The sequence below is a fragment of the Burkholderia sp. MSMB617WGS genome (assembly GCF_001532025.2).
GTDB lineage: Bacteria > Pseudomonadota > Gammaproteobacteria > Burkholderiales > Burkholderiaceae > Burkholderia > Burkholderia savannae.
The window spans coordinates 125,723-141,799 of sequence record NZ_CP013457.1 but is presented as its reverse complement, the minus strand read 5'-3'; the positions used below and the strand labels follow the sequence as shown (position 1 = coordinate 141,799).

Sequence of the window (16,077 nt, the reverse complement as noted above, 5' to 3'; positions counted from 1 at the left end):
AGGCTGCTATCCAATTTCCGGCGTCATAGCGCGGCCCGTTCGTCGATATAGCCCTCTACCGCGCTGCAACGAGGGAAATGTGCATAAGTCAAGTCTTGACAAGCATGAGAACGCCATCGGACGGGCGCTTGCGCCCTGTTTAGCCGCGTTTGCGCAAACTCGCCCCACCGCGCCGCAGCATCGGGCCGCTTGCGATCACGATTCTGATCCGCTACGGATCGCGCGGCTATGGCGATGCACTTCGTCGACGAGTTCCGCGACATGCTCGGGCGGCGTGAACTGCGAGATGCCGTGACCGAGGTTGAACACATGGCCCGGGTGATTGCCGTAGCTGTCGAGCACCGCGCGCGCTTCGGCGCGGATCGTCTCGGGCGGAGCGAAGAGGATCGTCGGATCGAGGTTGCCTTGCAGGGCGACGCGCCCCGCGACGCGCTCGCGCGCGCGGCCGAGGTTGACCGTCCAGTCGAGCCCGACCGCGTCGACGCCCGTCGCCGCGATGTCCTCGAGCCAGAGCCCGCCGCCCTTCGTGAACGCGATCGCCGGCACGCGCGCGCCGTCGTGCTCGCGTTTGAGCTGCGAGACGACGCGCCGGACGTAGTCGAGCGAGAAGCGCTGGTACGCGCCGTCGGCGAGCGCGCCGCCCCATGTGTCGAAGATCATCACGGCCTGCGCGCCCGCTTCGATCTGCGCGTTCAGATACGCGGCCACCGCCTGCGCGTTGACGTCGAGAATCCGGTGCATCAGGTCGGGGCGCGCGTACGCCATCGACTTCACCGTGCGGAAATCGTCCGAGCCGCCGCCTTCGACCATGTAGCACGCGAGCGTCCACGGGCTGCCGGAGAAGCCGATCAGCGGCACGCGCTGGCGGCCCTCGCCGTCCGTGAGCGCGCGGCGGATCTCGCGCACCGCGTCGGTCACGTAGCCGAGCGTCGCGCCGATGTCCGGCACCGCGAGCCTCGCCACGTCGGCCTCGGTGCGCACCGGACGCGCGAACTTCGGCCCTTCGCCCGCGGCGAAATCGAGGCCGAGCCCCATCGCATCGGGGATCGTCAGGATGTCGGAGAACAGGATCGCGGCGTCGAGCGGGAAGCGCTCGAGCGGCTGCAGCGTGACTTCGGTCGCGTAATCGGGCTGCTTCGCGAGCCCGAGGAAGCTGCCCGCGCGGGCGCGCGTCGCGTTGTATTCGGGCAGATAGCGGCCCGCCTGGCGCATCAGCCAGATCGGCGTGTAGTCGGTCGGCTCGCGCAGGAGCGCGCGCAGGAAGGTGTCGTTGATGAGAGTCTGGGCCACGATGAATGCGACGAAGCGGGAACGCAAAGCGGCATTTTACCGGACGCGGCGCTTCGCTCGGCGTTCGCGGCCATATGACGCTCGCCGCCGCTCCGTTATGATCCGGCGTTCCAACCAGCCGTCCGTATCGAGGAGACACGATGAACAAGACGTTGCTCGCGCTCGCCTGCTGGGCGGGCTTCGCCCATGCGCAAACGGCGCCGCAGCCCGCCGCCCCCGCGTCGCGGCTCGACGACGTGCTCGCGCGCGGCACACTGCGCATCTGCACGACGGGCGACTACAAGCCCTATACGTACCGGCGCGAGGACGGCGCATTCGAAGGGATCGACATCGACATGGCGGCATCGCTCGCGAAGTCGCTCGGCGTGAAGACGGAATTCGTGAAGACCGCCTGGCCGACGCTCACGAACGATTTCGTCGCGAAGTGCGACATCGCGGTGGGCGGCATCTCGACGACGCTCGAGCGTCAGAAGCGCGCGTTCTTCACGCAGCCGTACGTGACCGACGGCAAGACGCCGATCGTGCGCTGCGCGGATGCCGCGCGCTACCAGACGATCGAGCAGATCGACGAGCCGCGGACGCGCGTGATCGTGAACCCGGGCGGCACGAACGAGCGTTTTGCGAAGCAGCATTTCACGCGCGCGAAGATCACCGTCTTCCCGGACAACGTGACGATCTTCAAGCAGATCCTCGCGGGCAACGCCGACGTGATGGTCACGGACGCGTCCGAGACGCTGCTGCAGCAAAAACTGAATCCGGGCCTTTGCTCGGTGCATCCGGACAAGCCGTTCCAGTTCGGCGAGAAGGCGTACATGGTGCCGCGCGGCGACGTCGTGTTCCAGCAGTACGTCGATCAGTGGCTGCACCTCGCGCGCGAGACGGGCGAGCTTCAGGCGATTTCGGACAAGTGGCTCAAGTAGCCGCCGTAGTCGCGAAGTCGCGACGGATGCGCGACGAGAGAAGCGCGTGCGGCGGCGGCATTGCGCTGCAGCACGCGAGGTTGCATGCGAACGCGCCTAGCTTGCACGGATGAGCCGAAGCCGCGATGACGCGCCGCGGCCGCGCGCATGCGGCTCGCGGCTCGCGGCTCGCGGCTCGCGGCTCGCGGCTCGCGGCTCGCGCCCCGAATCGCGCGGCGCGCGGCTATGCGAAGAGCCGCCGATGCTCGATCTTCACGCAGCGATCAGCAACGAAGTCGAGCCCCGCCGCCCGCGCTTTCCCTGCATCCGCGCCGTGCACGACGCCGAGTTGCAGCCAGACCGAACGCGCGGCGATCTCGATCGCCGCATCGGCGACGGGCGGCACGTCCGCGGACTTGCGGAACACGCCGACCATGCCGATCTCGACGCCTTGCGCCGCGCGCGCCGCGCGCGCGTCGGCGAGCGACACATGGACGGGCTCGCCGCGCACCGTCGTTGCAGCGAGGAGCGAATTGAGGGGCACGATCCGATTGCCGTTTTGCTGCATGTACGCAGCGGCTTCATAACTGGGCCGATATCGCTTATCCGAAAGGCCGACTACCGCGATCACGCAATCGCGTTTCAAAATCTTTCTCAGTACTTCGTCAGTCGATATCGCCGTCATTTCAATGCATGTTTGATCGTGCCCGAAAATCGGAGCAATCAAGCCTAGCCCATCGTAAAAGGGGCCTGGCCGGCCCGGAAAATGCCATATTTTGAGACGGTAAAAATGACTTTCCACTCCCTTTCAAAACAGTAAAAAATCCCGCAAAGCCTTATCTGACGGGGGTTACAACCTGAAACACTTTGTTACCGCGATACTTGGTCAATTCGCCCAAAATGCCTCTCACGGTTTCAACACGGATGCGGTCTCTCGTGTGCGGCGTGTGAGCGGACACAAGCACGAATAAACGAGCCCGTCGGTCTCGTACCGAATCCCTTCTCAGGGGCATCCTTGTTGGAGTCGTTGTCGGCCCACGCCGATGCACTCCATCTTTGGTCTCCTCGCGCTAACCCCGTAGCGTGTGGTTTTTAGCGGGCTCATCAGCCCGCTTTTTTTCGTCCATCGAAAACGTGCGCGGCGCATCACGCCGTCTTCTGCACGGTCAATCCCAGTTCGTCGATCATCCGTTCGCGCATCACGAATTTCTGAACCTTGCCGGTCACGGTCATCGGCAGTTCGTCGACGAAGCGCACGAAGCGCGGCACCCTGTAATGCGCGATCTGATCGCGGCAGAACTCGCGCAGCTCGTCCTCCGTCATCGTCTCGCCCGCGCGCAGCACGATCCACGCGCACACTTCCTCGCCATATTTCGCATCGGGAACGCCGAACACCTGCACGCTCTGAATCTTCGGATGCCGAAACAGAAACTCCTCGATCTCGCGCGGATAGATGTTCTCGCCGCCGCGAATCAACATGTCCTTCAGGCGCCCGACGATGTTGCAGAAGCCCTCTTCGTCGAGCGTCGCGAGGTCGCCCGTGCGCATCCAGCCGTCGACGACGGCCTCGCGCGTTCGCGCTTCGTCGTCCCAGTAGCCGAGCATCACCGAATAGCCGCGCGTGCACAGCTCGCCCGTCTCGCCGACGGGCACGATCGCGCCCGTCGCGTCGACGATCTTCGCCTCCAGATGCGGCTGAATGCGCCCGACCGTCGTCGTGCGCTTTTCGAGCGAGTCGGTGGTCGAGCTCTGGAACGACACGGGGCTCGTCTCCGTCATCCCGTAAGCGATCGTCACCTCGGACATGTGCATCTTCGCAACGACGCGCTTCATCGTCTCGATCGGGCACGGCGAGCCCGCCATGATGCCCGTGCGCAGCGCGCTCAGATCGAAGCGATCGAAGTCGGGATGATCGAGCTCGGCGATGAACATCGTCGGCACGCCCTGCAGCGCGGTGCAGCGCTCGCCGGACACCGCGGCGAGCGTCGCGCCCGGCTCGAACGCCTCGCCGGGAAACACCATCTTCGCGCCCACCGACACGCATGCGAGCACCGAGAGCACCATCCCGAAGCAGTGATAGAGCGGCACCGGAATGCACATCGCGTCGGCCTCGGTAAGCCGCATCACGCTCGCGATCGAGCGCGCGTTGTTGACGACGTTGCGATGCGTGAGCGTCGCGCCCTTCGGGCTGCCCGTCGTGCCGCTCGTGAACTGGATGTTGATCGGATCGCGGCAATCGAGCGTCGCGCCGATCGCATCGAGCCTCGCGTGATCGAGCGCGGCCCGGCCGCGCGCGAGCACGTCGACGAAGCTCAGCATGCCCGCCGGCGCGGCGTCGCTCAGCGTGACGACCGTGCGCAGGCTCGGCACGCGCGCCGCGTGCAGCGCGCCGCTCGCGTGCGTCGCGAGCTCCGGCGCGATCTCGGCGATCATCTCGGTGTAGGCGGACGTCTTGAAGCGCTCCGCCGCGATCAACAGCTTGCAGCCGACCTTGTTCAGCGCGTATTCGAGCTCGGCGAGCCGATAGGCGGGATTGACGTTGACGAGCACCGCGCCGACGCGCGCGGTCGCGAATTGCGTGAGCAGCCATTCGGCGCGGTTCGGCGACCAGATGCCGACGCGCTCGCCCCGTTCGATGCCGAGCTCGATCAGCGCGGCCGCGAGCACGTCGACTTCGTGCGCGAACTCGCGCCACGTCCAGCGCACGCCCTGCTCGCGGAACACGACCGCGGGCCGTTCGGGAAAGCGCGCGACCGTGTCGCGCAGAAACCGCCCGATCGTTGCGTCGCTCAACGGAACCTCCGTCGAGCCGCGCACGTACGAAAGCCCGCCCTGCGGCGCAATCAGCGCGCCGACGCCTGAATCTGCTGCCATGAGAGTGCCTCCGCCATTGAAACGTTCCAGGAACGTTTCGTCGTTTTGGATGTACTTCTGTAAATTATTCTGCCATCCGCTTACGACACTCTGACATCAAGTGTTACCCGCAACGCGCGGTGCGCCGGAAAACGAAAAAGCAGCCCGAAGGCTGCCTTTTCGATGCAAACGCGAACCGAATGCGCGAACGCTTCTTTCAGTGCTTGCCGCGGATCTTCGCGAGACGCTGGATCGCTTCGAGCTGCGCCATCGCGGTCGCAAGTTCCGACTGCGCCTTCGCGAGATCGATGTCCGACTTCGCGTTCTGCAGCGTTTCCTCCGCGCGCTTTCTCGCGTCCTCGGCCTTCGCCGCGTCGAGATCCTTGCCGCGAATCGCGGTGTCGGCGAGCACCGTCACGGCGCCCGGCTGCACTTCGAGAATGCCGCCCGCGACAAACACGAACTCCTCGTCGCCGCTCTCGGCCTCGATGCGCACCGCACCCGGACGAATCCGCGTGATGAGCGGCGTGTGGCCCGGCAAAATGCCCAGCTCGCCCGCTTCGCCCGGCAGCGCGACGAACTTCGCCTGGCCCGAGAAGATCTGCTCTTCCGCGCTGACGACGTCTACTTTGATGGTTGCCATATCGACTCCTGTCGACGGGGGTTAGCGCTTTAGCGCTTACTCCCGTCCCATGCCGCGGTTGGCAAGAGTGAGCGCTTCAGCGCTTACTCTTGCCCCGCGACGGTCGATCGGAGTGAGCGCTTCAGCGCTTGCTCCGATCCCATGCAAGGGGCACGGTTGAGCGTATTACATGGGCGCCCGCCCGCGATACGCCACCGAACGGATAGCGTTCGCGCACGCGAGGCGCCCGCTGCGTTACACCCGACCTTTACTGGATCTTCTTGGCCTTCTCGAAGGCTTCGTCGATCGTGCCGACCATGTAGAACGCCTGTTCCGGCAGGTGGTCGCACTCGCCGTCGACGATCATCTTGAAACCGCGGATCGTTTCCTTCAGCGGCACGTACTTGCCAGGCGAGCCCGTGAACACTTCCGCGACGTGGAACGGCTGCGACAGGAAACGCTGGATCTTACGCGCGCGCGCGACCGACAGCTTGTCTTCCGGCGACAGTTCGTCCATGCCCAGAATCGCGATGATGTCGCGCAGTTCCTTGTAGCGCTGCAGCGTCTGCTGAACGCGGCGCGTGATCGTGTAGTGCTCTTCGCCGATCACGTTCGGGTCGATCTGGCGCGACGTCGAATCGAGCGGGTCGACCGCCGGGTAGATACCCAGCGAGGCGATGTCACGCGACAGAACGACGGTTGCGTCCAAGTGGCCGAAGGTGGTGGCCGGCGACGGGTCGGTCAAGTCATCCGCAGGGACGTACACGGCCTGAACCGACGTGATCGAGCCCTTCTTGGTCGACGTGATGCGCTCTTGCAGCTTGCCCATTTCTTCAGCCAGCGTCGGCTGATAGCCCACCGCCGACGGCATACGGCCGAGCAGTGCCGACACTTCGGTGCCGGCCAGCGTGAAACGGTAGATGTTGTCGACGAAGAACAGCACGTCGAGGCCTTCGTCACGGAAGTGCTCGGCCATCGTCAGGCCGGTCAGCGCGACGCGCAGACGGTTGCCCGGCGGCTCGTTCATCTGGCCGTACACCAGCGCGACCTTGTCGAGAACGTTCGAGTCCTTCATTTCGTGGTAGAAGTCGTTCCCTTCACGGGTACGCTCGCCCACGCCCGCGAACACGGAGTAGCCGCCGTGCTCCTTCGCGATGTTGTTGATGAGCTCCATCATGTTGACGGTCTTGCCCACGCCCGCACCGCCGAACAGACCGACCTTGCCGCCCTTGGCGAACGGGCAGATCAGGTCGATGACCTTGATGCCCGTTTCGAGCAACTCGGTCGACGGCGACAGTTCGTCGAACGCCGGCGCCTTCTGGTGGATCGAGCGCTTGTGTTCGCTCACGATCGGGCCGGCCTCGTCGATCGGACGGCCGAGCACGTCCATGATCCGGCCGAGGGTCGGCTTGCCGACCGGCACCGAGATCGGCTGGTTCGTGTTCTTCACGACCAGGCCGCGGCGCAGGCCGTCGGATGCGCCCAGACAGATGGTGCGGACCACGCCGTCGCCCAGTTGCTGCTGGACTTCGAGCGTCAGTTCCGAGCCGTCTAGAATGAGCGCGTCGTAGATCTTCGGCATGCTCTCGCGCGGGAATTCCACGTCGATAACGGCGCCGATGCACTGTACGATCTTGCCTTCTACCAAAGCAGCAGTACTCATCGCTTTTCCTTTAAATACCTGATTCTTTACTCGCGCAAAGGCGCAGTTTCGAGCCGCAGCAGGCGTCGCGCGTTCCGCGTTACACCGCGGCGGCGCCGCCGACGATCTCCGACAGTTCCTTCGTGATCGCTGCCTGACGGCTCTTGTTGTACGACAGTTGGAGCTCGCTGATCACCGTCTTCGCATTATCCGAAGCGGCCTTCATCGCGACCATCCGCGCCGATTGCTCCGACGCCATGTTTTCCGCGACGGCCTGGTACACCAGCGCTTCGACGTAACGCACGAGCAACTCGTCGACCACCGCCTGCGCATCCGGTTCGTAGATGTAATCCCACGACGAGGCGGGCATGCCGTCGCTGCTGTCGAAATGTTCGGTCGACAGCGGCAGCAATTGCTCGATCACCGCTTCCTGCTTCATCGTGTTGATGAAGCGCGTGTACGCGAGATAAACGGCCGACAGCTTGCCTTCCGAATAGAGATCGAGCTGCACCTTCACCGCGCCGATCAGCTTGTCGAGGTGCGGCGTATCGCCGAGATGCACGACTTGCGATATCACCTTGGCGCCGAAACGGTTCAGAAAGCCGAGGCCCTTGCTGCCGATCGCGGTGGCTTCGAGCTTCTGGCCCTTGTCGTCGAGCTCCTTGAACTTCTGAATCGACGCACGCAGCACGTTCGTGTTCAGACCGCCGCACAGACCCTTGTCGGTCGTGACGAGGATGATGCCCGCGGTCTTCGCGCCGTCGTTCGCCACCATGAACGGGTGGCGGTACTCCGGGGTCGAACGGCTCATGTGCGCGGCGATGGCGCGGACCTTGTCGGCATACGGGCGAGCAGCACGCATGCGTTCCTGAGCGCGGCGCATCTTCGATGCCGCCACCATCTCCATCGCCTTCGTGATCTTGCGCGTGTTCTGCACGCTCTTGATCTTGCCGCGAATTTCCTTCATTCCAGCCATTGCTTGCTCCTTGACCGAAGCGGGGCGAGCGCTTTACGCAACCCGCACCACTTCAAGGCGTCCCTCGCGGATCAATAGGCACCCGACTTCTTGAAGTCCTTCAGAGCGGCGTGCAGCGCGCTCTCGTCGTCCTTCGACAAGTCTTTCGTGTCTTCGATACGCTTGATGAGGTCAGCGTGGCTCGTCTTCAGATATTCGCGCAGGCCTTTTTCGAACGGCAGGACGTCCTTGACGTCCAGATCGTCGAGGTAGCCGTTGTTCGCCGCGAACAGCGACACGGCCAGCTCCCACACCTGCAGCGGCTGGTACTGCGGCTGCTTCAGCAGTTCCGTCACGCGGCGGCCGCGCTCGAGCTGCTTGCGGGTCGCTTCGTCGAGATCCGACGCGAACTGCGCGAACGCGGCCAGTTCACGGTACTGCGCGAGGTCGGTACGGATACCGCCGGAGAGCTTCTTCACGACCTTCGTCTGAGCGGCGCCACCGACGCGCGACACCGACACGCCCGCGTTGATCGCCGGACGGATGCCCGCGTTGAACAGGTCGGTTTCGAGGAAGATCTGGCCGTCGGTGATCGAAATCACGTTCGTCGGAACGAATGCGGTCACGTCGCCCGCTTGCGTCTCGATGACGGGGAGTGCCGTCAGCGAACCGCTCTTGCCCTTCACTTCGCCGTTCGTGAACTTCTCGACGTACTCTTCCGACACGCGAGCCGCGCGCTCGAGCAGACGCGAGTGCAGATAGAACACGTCGCCCGGGTACGCTTCACGGCCCGGCGGGCGGCGCAGCAGCAGCGAGATCTGACGATACGCCCAAGCCTGCTTGGTCAAGTCGTCGTAAATGATGAGGGCGTCCTGGCCGCGATCGCGGAAGTATTCGCCCATCGTGCAGCCGGCGTACGGCGCGAGGTATTGCATCGCGGCCGATTCCGAAGCCGAAGCGGCGACGACGATCGTGTATTCGAGCGCGCCGGTTTCTTCGAGCTTGCGCACCACGTTCATGATCGACGAAGCCTTCTGGCCGATCGCGACGTAGATACAGATGAGATCCTTGCCCTTCTGGTTGATGATCGTGTCGATCGCCACCGCGGTCTTGCCGCACTGACGGTCGCCGATGATCAGCTCGCGCTGGCCGCGGCCGATCGGCACCATCGAGTCGATCGACTTCAGGCCCGTCTGCACCGGCTGCGACACCGACTTACGCCAGATCACGCCCGGGGCGATCTTCTCGATCGCGTCGGTCAGCTTCGCGTTGACCGGGCCCTTGCCGTCGATCGGGTTGCCGAGCGCGTCGACCACGCGGCCGACGAGCTCCGGACCAACCGGGACTTCCAGAATGCGGCCCGTCGTCTTGACGATGTCGCCTTCGGAAATGTGTTCGTATTCGCCGAGAATCACCGCGCCGACCGAGTCGCGCTCGAGGTTCAGCGCGAGGCCGAACGTGTTGCCCGGGAATTCGAGCATTTCGCCCTGCATCACGTCGGACAAACCGTGGATGCGCACGATACCGTCGGTCACGGAAATCACGGTGCCCTGGTTGCGAACGTCTGCGCTCGCTTCAAGGCCCTGGATCCGGCTCTTGATCAGCTCGCTGATCTCAGAGGGATTGAGTTGCATTATTCGCTCCTGATATTCAATTCTGTTGCGTGCCGGCTGCGTAGGCGCTCAGGCGGTCAAAGCCACCTGCATGCCGGCGAGCCGCGCGCGGACCGAGGTATCGAGCACTTCGTCGCCAACCGTCACGCGCACGCCGCCGATCAGCGACGAATCGATTTCGACCGTCGGCTTCAGCTTGCGCTTGAACCTGCGCTCGAGGTTTTCGACGAGTTCGGTGAGCTGCGCGCCTTCCAGCGGGAACGCGCTGACGATCAGCGCATCCGCCGCGCCTTCGCGCGCATTCTTCAGCTCGTCGAACTGCGCGGAGATTTCCGGCAACAGCGCGATACGATGATTTTCGACCAGCATCCCCACGAAGTTCTTCGCTTCCGCAGTGGTCGCGAGCGGCGCCTTCACCGCGGCGAGCAGCAGCTCGCTGACTTGCGCGCGGCTCACCTTCGGACTCGACGCGACGGACAGCACTTCGGGCAGGTGCGCAACCTGAGCCAGCTCTTGCACGAGCGTGGACCAGGCGGCGATGTCACCACCCTCGGCCACGCGGAACAGCGCTTCTGCGTAAGGGCGGGCGATGGTTGCAAGTTCGGCCATGATCAGAGCTCGGCTTTCAGTTGATTCAGCAGTTCGGCGTGGGCCGCATGATCGACTTCGCGCTTCAGGATCTGCTCGGCGCCCTTCACGGCCAGCGAGGCGACTTCGCCGCGCAGCGTTTCACGGGCCTTCACGATTTGCTGATCGGCATCCGCCTTCGCCTGAGCGATGATGCGGGCCGCTTCGGCCTGGGCGTTCGCCTTGATTTCTTCGGCGACAGCCTGCGCGCGCTTTTCGGCTTCGGCGATGCGCTGCTGGCCGTCGTTACGGGCCTGCGCGAGTTCCTGGTCGACGCGCTTGTGCGCCGCTGCGAGTTCCGCCTGCCCCTTTTCCGCAGCCGAGAGGCCATCGGCAATTTTCTTCGAGCGCTCGTCGAGGGCGTTGATCAACGGCGGCCACACGAACTTCATCGTGAACCACGCGAGGACCAGGAACACGACCATTTGCGCAAACAGGGTTGCGTTGAGATTCACGGTGTTTCCTTAATCTGCTATTCCGGAAAAATGAAACGACGAGGAGCGCACCGAAAAAAGCTTTCGAGTCGCGCTCACTTTCCGTTCCGCCCTGCGCCGGCAAGCCTGGCGCATTGGTATTTCCGAGGAACCCTTAGCCCGCGAGCTTCGACAGGAGCGGGTTCGCGAATGCAAACAGCATGGCCACACCCACGCCAATCAGGAACGCCGCATCGATCAGACCAGCCAGCAGGAACATCTTCGTTTGCAGCGGGTTGATCAGTTCCGGCTGACGTGCGCAAGCTTCGATGTACTTGCCGCCCATCAGGCCGATACCGATACAGGCGCCGATTGCACCCAGGCCGATGATGATACCGATACCGATAGCGGTCAGACCTTGGATGTTGGCGATGAAAGCTTGCATGATCACTCCTTTGAGAAAAGACTTGGAACTGGAATTAAAAAACTGAAAACAAACCTGCTTGATTGTCCGGCACGCTTAGTGCGACTCGTGCGCCTGACCGAGATACACCAGCGTCAGCATCATGAAAATGAACGCTTGCAGCAGAACAATCAGAATGTGGAAGATCGCCCAGATACTGCCTGCGAGGACATGACCGATGAAGCCGAGTATCGTTGCGTCCGCACCGAAGCCCCACATGCTGCCGAGGAGGGCGATCAGCAGGAACAGCAACTCACCCGCGTACATGTTGCCGAACAGCCGCATGCCGAGCGACACGGTCTTCGCGACATATTCGACGATGTTCAACGCAAGGTTCGGAATCCACAGCAGCGGATGCGCACCGAACGGGGCCGACAGGAGCTCGTGCGCGAAACCGCCCGGGCCCTTGATCTTGAGGCTGTAGTAGATCATCAGCACGAACACGCCGAGCGCGATGCCGAGCGTGCCGTTCAGGTCGGCCGTCGGCACGATGCGATGATGCGAAATGACTTGCGACAGGCCCAGCAAGCCGATCACGCGGCCCGGCAGGTCGACGGGGAGGAAGTCGAGCGAGTTCATCAGCGCGACCCAGACGAACACGGTCAGCGCGAGCGGCGCGATAAAGGTACGATTGCCGTGAACGACCGCCTTCGACTGGTCTTCGACCATTTCGACGATCATTTCGATCAGGCACTGGAAGCGCCCCGGCACGCCCGGCGTCGCCTTGCGCGCGGCCAGGCGCAGGATGAGGATGGTGACGAGGCCGCAGACGATCGACCAGAACAGCGTGTCGAGATTCCAGACGTGGATATCGAAGATCGACGTCTGATGCGCGGTGGAAAGGTTTTGCAGGTGGTGCGCAATGTACTCGGACGGGTCCAGAGCACGCGTTCCTTCGCTAGCTGCCATAATCGTTGATGTCACCCAAATTGTCGAAAATCGGTTATCCGCTTCGCCGCAATAGCGCATTGCGGGAACGGGCCCACGCGAGAACTGTCGAATCCACGCGCGGCACTTGATGCCTTATCGCCAGGCGAGCGCAATCCAGTACGTCTTCAGCACCAGCAGATACGTGACGAGCAGCGGCACCCAATGCGCGTCGGGGTACCCCCAGGCGACAGCAACGAACATCGCAATCGTCGCGCCCATCTTGAGTACTTCGCCGATCACCCAACCCATCACGGTATCTGCGCCTTTTTGCTTCAGACGCGCCGCGAACAACGCACTCGGCACCCAGCCGATCGCTCCGCCCAGAAATGCCGATTGCGCAGCGGCGCCCGGCGACTTCGAAAACAGCCACCACGCCAGCGTTGCAACCAGGGACAAGACCATTTGCGCGATCACCACCCGGTAAGGCGTGACGCGCGATGGCCGGCTCACTTCGGGACCGAACAGCGCTTGCGCCTCGGCCCGCGTGAGCGGAACGACATCATTTTCTTGCTGCTCGGCATCCCAGTCGTCCGCGGCGGATTCGCGCCGCTCGACGGCCCTCGAAACGGTGCGTTGCGCTCGCCGATCTTCGTGCCATTTACCCGGCGCTCGATCCGCCATCGCAGTTGTCCGCTCAATCCCTGTTCGGCCCTAAAGCTTTCCGAAAGCTTTCAGGGGTGCCTAACTAACAAATCCGGGCGATTGTAAGCGATAGTTGCAGGTGATTCAAGGCTTTAGACGCGACAAAAATCCGTATGAAACGGCGCTTCATGATGCGAAAAGTTCGTGAATTTTTGGCGTGCGGCGGCAGTTGGAAGGCGTGTGTTTTTCATTGGTCGCGCGCCGCGCGACGCCCCCTCCCCCGCCCCTTTCCGGGGCGTGCGGCTGCTCAAAAATGATGCAGCATCAGCACGCCGAGCATGGCGCTCGCAATGCCGAACGGGATGCTCACGAGATGGAACGGCAGCCACATCCCGCGCGCGCGCGATAGCCGGATCGCGATCAGATTGGCGAGCGAGCCGATCGCGATGCCGAAGCCGCCGACACTCACGCCAAACGCGAGCGCGCGCCAGTCGCGCGTGAACTCGGACAGCAGGATCGCAGCCGGCACGTTGCTGATGCCTTGCGAGAGCAACGCGCCCGCCGCGTATGCGCGCAGCGGCGTGTCGAGACCGATGCCGGCGATCGTCCGATGGACCGCCGGCAGCGAGGCCGCACTACGCAACACGACGAACATCAGCACGAAGATCAGCAGCAACAGCCAGTCGATCTTCAGCACGGCATCGCGCCGCACGACCAGAAAAATCGCGGCGACCGCGCAAAGGCCGACAGGCGCACGGTGCGCGTCGGCAAGCAGCACGAAGCCCGCGAACATCGCAACGGCCGCGAACGCGTGAGTGCGATCGACCGGCCGTTCGGCGCGGTCCTTCGACAAATCGAGCGGACGGCCGTCGAACGCGCATGCTGTCATCGCGAGCAGCAGCGCCATCAACACGAGCGCGAGCGGCCCAAGCGCGATCACGAAGCGGCCGAACGAGACGCCGCTCAACTGCCATAGAAAGAGGTTTTGCGGATTGCCGAGCGGCGTCGCGATCGCGCCTGCGTTCACGGCAAGCGCGATGTAGATCACGAGGCGCTTGAACGGCAGCGGCGTCAGCTCGCGCAGCGACAATACGAGCGGAATCACGACGAACAGCGCGACGTCGTTCGTGAGCCACACCGACAACGCCGCGGCGAACACGACGAGCAGCGCGGCAAGCGCGCGCTCCGAGCGCACGCGATGAACGATCCGATGCGCGAGCCACATCAGGAAGCCCGACAGCTCGAGCGCCTTCGTCAGCATCAACAGGCCGGCGAGCGTCGCAACCGTCTGCCAGTCGACGAGCTGCACGAGCGCGCTCGCCGATTGCGGACGAACGAACTGCAGTGAGATCAGCGCCGCGACGAGGATCGACAGAACCGGCTCGTGCCGAACGAACGCGACGATGCGCGCCAGCGCGCGGCGGCCGATCGAATTCGACACGTCGGCGTTACGCGGTGACGTTGCCGCGCAATCGCGCAAGAATGCCTTCGAGCGCGTCGAGATCGCCGAAGTCGATCGTCAGCTGGCCCCGTCCGCGGCGACCGACCTTGATCTTCACGTTCGATGCGAGCAAATCCGACAGCTCTTCTTCGAGGCGCCGCGTGTCGCGACCGCCGTCGTCCTTCGCGCGCGCCTTCACCGCCGGCTCGGCCTTCGTCGTGTGCGTGACGAGCTTCTCGGTTTCCCGCACCGACATCCGCTTGTTGACGACCTGATGCGCGAGCGTGATCTGCGTCGCGGCATCGACGGCGAGCAGCGCGCGGGCGTGCCCCATGTCCAGATCGCCCGCAAGCAGCATCGTCTGCACGGGCGTCGCGAGATTGAGAAGACGCAGCAGGTTCGACACCGCGCTGCGCGAGCGGCCAACCGATTCCGCCGCCTGCTCGTGCGTGAATCCGAATTCGTCGAGCAGACGCTGGATGCCGTGCGCCTCTTCGAGCGGATTCAGATCCTCGCGCTGGATGTTCTCGATCAGCGCCATCGCGGCAGCGGCCTGGTCGGACACGTCCTTCACGAGCACCGGCACTTCCTCGAGGCCGGCGAGGCGCGCCGCGCGGAAACGCCGCTCGCCCGCGATGATCTCGTATTTGTCTGATGAAATGGGGCGAACGAGAATCGGCTGCATCACGCCCTGCGCGCGGATGCTTGCCGCGAGTTCTTGCAGGCTGCCCTCGTCCATTCGGGTACGCGGCTGGTATTTGCCCGCCTGCAGCTTGCCGAGCGCGAGCACGTTCGGCGCACCTTCGATCTTCACCGCTTCGGTGATGTCGGCGCTGCCGCCGAGCAGCGCTTCGAGGCCGCGCCCCAAACCTTTCTTCTTCGCTACCGCATTCATGTTCTGTTCCCTCGATTCTCGTCTGGAAGGCTGGCTCACAGCGCACGCACCCGCTCGATCATTTCCGCACCGAACTGGATATAGGCTTGCGCGCCACGCGAGCCGCGGTCGAACACCACACCGGGAAGTCCGTAGCTGGGCGCCTCCGCGAGGCGCACATTGCGAGGAATCACCGCGTCGAAAACCTTGTCGCCAAAATGCGCCTTCAGTTGATCGGACACCTGCTGCTGCAGCGTGATCCGTGGATCGAACATCACGCGCAGCAGGCCGATCACCTTAAGGTCGCGATTCAGGTTTGCATGCACTTGCTTGATCGTGTTGACGAGGTCGGACAAGCCCTCCAGCGCGAAGTATTCGCACTGCATCGGGATCACGACGCCGTGCGCCGCGCACAGCCCGTTTAGCGTCAGCAGAGACAGCGCAGGCGGACAATCGATCAGCACGAAATCGTAGTCGTCGGCGACCTTCGCGAGCGCGGCCTTCAACTGGCGCTCGCGATTTTCCACGCTCACCAGCTCGATTTCCGCGCCGGCGAGCTCGCGATTCGCCGGCAGCACGTCGTACTTCACCGCTTCGGGACGCACGCGCGCGTCCGCAACCGTAACACCGTCAACCAGCACTTCATAGACCGTCGACTCGCATTCCGCTTTGTCGATACCGCTGCCCATCGTGGCATTCCCCTGCGGGTCCAGATCGATCAGCAGCACGCGTTGCCCCTGCGCTGCGAGGCTCGCGGCGAGATTGACCGTCGTCGTCGTCTTGCCGACGCCGCCCTTCTGGTTCGCCACGCAGAAGATCTTTGCCATCGTTGGTATGTTCCTTCTCTTCAAATGGTCCGAGCGCCTGCGGCGC

Annotated in this window: 16 protein-coding genes and 1 pseudogene; 1 reads left to right on the top strand and 16 read right to left on the bottom strand. The window is 63.8% G+C overall.

Going from position 1 to position 16,077, the window contains the following annotated elements; genetic code table 11:
* Window positions 1–195: 195 nt before the first annotated feature.
* Window positions 196–1,290 (bottom strand): uroporphyrinogen decarboxylase, encoded by a 1,095-nt coding sequence (gene hemE / locus WT60_RS00710; RefSeq protein ID WP_038750181.1) that lies wholly within the window; start codon window positions 1,288–1,290, stop codon window positions 196–198.
* Between the two features lie 140 nt (window positions 1,291–1,430).
* Between hemE and WT60_RS00705 the strand changes: the two genes are divergently transcribed.
* A complete protein-coding gene (locus WT60_RS00705) occupies window positions 1,431–2,210 on the top strand; it encodes a transporter substrate-binding domain-containing protein (protein ID WP_059577964.1) in 780 nt (259 codons plus the stop codon).
* Window positions 2,211–2,433: 223 nt separating this feature from the next.
* On the opposite strand, the gene WT60_RS00700 is transcribed toward WT60_RS00705, so the two are convergent.
* The 15 genes and pseudogenes from WT60_RS00700 to WT60_RS00630 form a co-directional block, all read right to left on the bottom strand.
* On the bottom strand, window positions 2,434–2,991 hold the full coding sequence (locus WT60_RS00700) for a CoA-binding protein (RefSeq protein ID WP_236860841.1): 558 nt from the start codon (window positions 2,989–2,991) through the stop codon (window positions 2,434–2,436).
* A 105-nt stretch (window positions 2,992–3,096) separates the two neighbouring features.
* Window positions 3,097–3,294: pseudogene (locus WT60_RS35615) on the bottom strand (hypothetical protein).
* A gap of 41 nt (window positions 3,295–3,335) precedes the next feature.
* Complete coding sequence (locus WT60_RS00690) at window positions 3,336–5,063, bottom strand: AMP-binding protein (RefSeq protein WP_059577961.1); 1,728 nt, start codon at window positions 5,061–5,063, stop codon at window positions 3,336–3,338.
* Window positions 5,064–5,259: 196 nt separating this feature from the next.
* Complete coding sequence (locus tag WT60_RS00685; RefSeq protein ID WP_038750170.1) at window positions 5,260–5,685, bottom strand: F0F1 ATP synthase subunit epsilon; 426 nt, start codon at window positions 5,683–5,685, stop codon at window positions 5,260–5,262.
* 247 nt (window positions 5,686–5,932) lie between these two features.
* Entirely contained in the window at window positions 5,933–7,327 is a 1,395-nt protein-coding gene (gene atpD / locus WT60_RS00680; protein WP_038750167.1) for a F0F1 ATP synthase subunit beta, read from the bottom strand.
* A gap of 79 nt (window positions 7,328–7,406) precedes the next feature.
* On the bottom strand, window positions 7,407–8,282 hold the full coding sequence (atpG, locus tag WT60_RS00675; RefSeq protein WP_038750164.1) for a F0F1 ATP synthase subunit gamma: 876 nt from the start codon (window positions 8,280–8,282) through the stop codon (window positions 7,407–7,409).
* A gap of 71 nt (window positions 8,283–8,353) precedes the next feature.
* The gene (gene atpA, locus WT60_RS00670; RefSeq protein ID WP_038750161.1) at window positions 8,354–9,895 is read right to left on the bottom strand and encodes a F0F1 ATP synthase subunit alpha; all 1,542 of its coding nucleotides are present in this window, start codon (window positions 9,893–9,895) and stop codon (window positions 8,354–8,356) included.
* 48 nt (window positions 9,896–9,943) lie between these two features.
* Window positions 9,944–10,483 (bottom strand): F0F1 ATP synthase subunit delta, encoded by a 540-nt coding sequence (locus tag WT60_RS00665; RefSeq protein ID WP_038750159.1) that lies wholly within the window; start codon window positions 10,481–10,483, stop codon window positions 9,944–9,946.
* A gap of 2 nt (window positions 10,484–10,485) precedes the next feature.
* Entirely contained in the window at window positions 10,486–10,956 is a 471-nt protein-coding gene (locus tag WT60_RS00660; RefSeq protein WP_038750156.1) for a F0F1 ATP synthase subunit B, read from the bottom strand.
* A gap of 133 nt (window positions 10,957–11,089) precedes the next feature.
* Window positions 11,090–11,359: a F0F1 ATP synthase subunit C gene (atpE, locus tag WT60_RS00655; RefSeq protein WP_025990054.1), complete on the bottom strand. Its 270-nt coding sequence runs from the start codon at window positions 11,357–11,359 to the stop codon at window positions 11,090–11,092.
* 75 nt (window positions 11,360–11,434) lie between these two features.
* Window positions 11,435–12,286 (bottom strand): F0F1 ATP synthase subunit A, encoded by an 852-nt coding sequence (atpB, locus tag WT60_RS00650; protein ID WP_038750153.1) that lies wholly within the window; start codon window positions 12,284–12,286, stop codon window positions 11,435–11,437.
* Window positions 12,287–12,400: 114 nt separating this feature from the next.
* A complete protein-coding gene (locus tag WT60_RS00645) occupies window positions 12,401–12,928 on the bottom strand; it encodes an ATP synthase subunit I (protein WP_060356258.1) in 528 nt (175 codons plus the stop codon).
* A 268-nt stretch (window positions 12,929–13,196) separates the two neighbouring features.
* Window positions 13,197–14,330, bottom strand: coding sequence for an SLC13 family permease (locus WT60_RS00640; RefSeq protein WP_038750255.1), 1,134 nt, complete (start codon window positions 14,328–14,330; stop codon window positions 13,197–13,199).
* A 7-nt stretch (window positions 14,331–14,337) separates the two neighbouring features.
* On the bottom strand, window positions 14,338–15,225 hold the full coding sequence (locus WT60_RS00635; RefSeq protein WP_060356257.1) for a ParB/RepB/Spo0J family partition protein: 888 nt from the start codon (window positions 15,223–15,225) through the stop codon (window positions 14,338–14,340).
* 35 nt (window positions 15,226–15,260) lie between these two features.
* Window positions 15,261–16,031 carry a ParA family protein gene (locus tag WT60_RS00630; protein WP_004195817.1) on the bottom strand — a complete coding sequence of 257 codons (771 nt, stop codon included), beginning with the start codon at window positions 16,029–16,031 and terminating at the stop codon, window positions 15,261–15,263.
* Window positions 16,032–16,077: the final 46 nt, after the last annotated feature.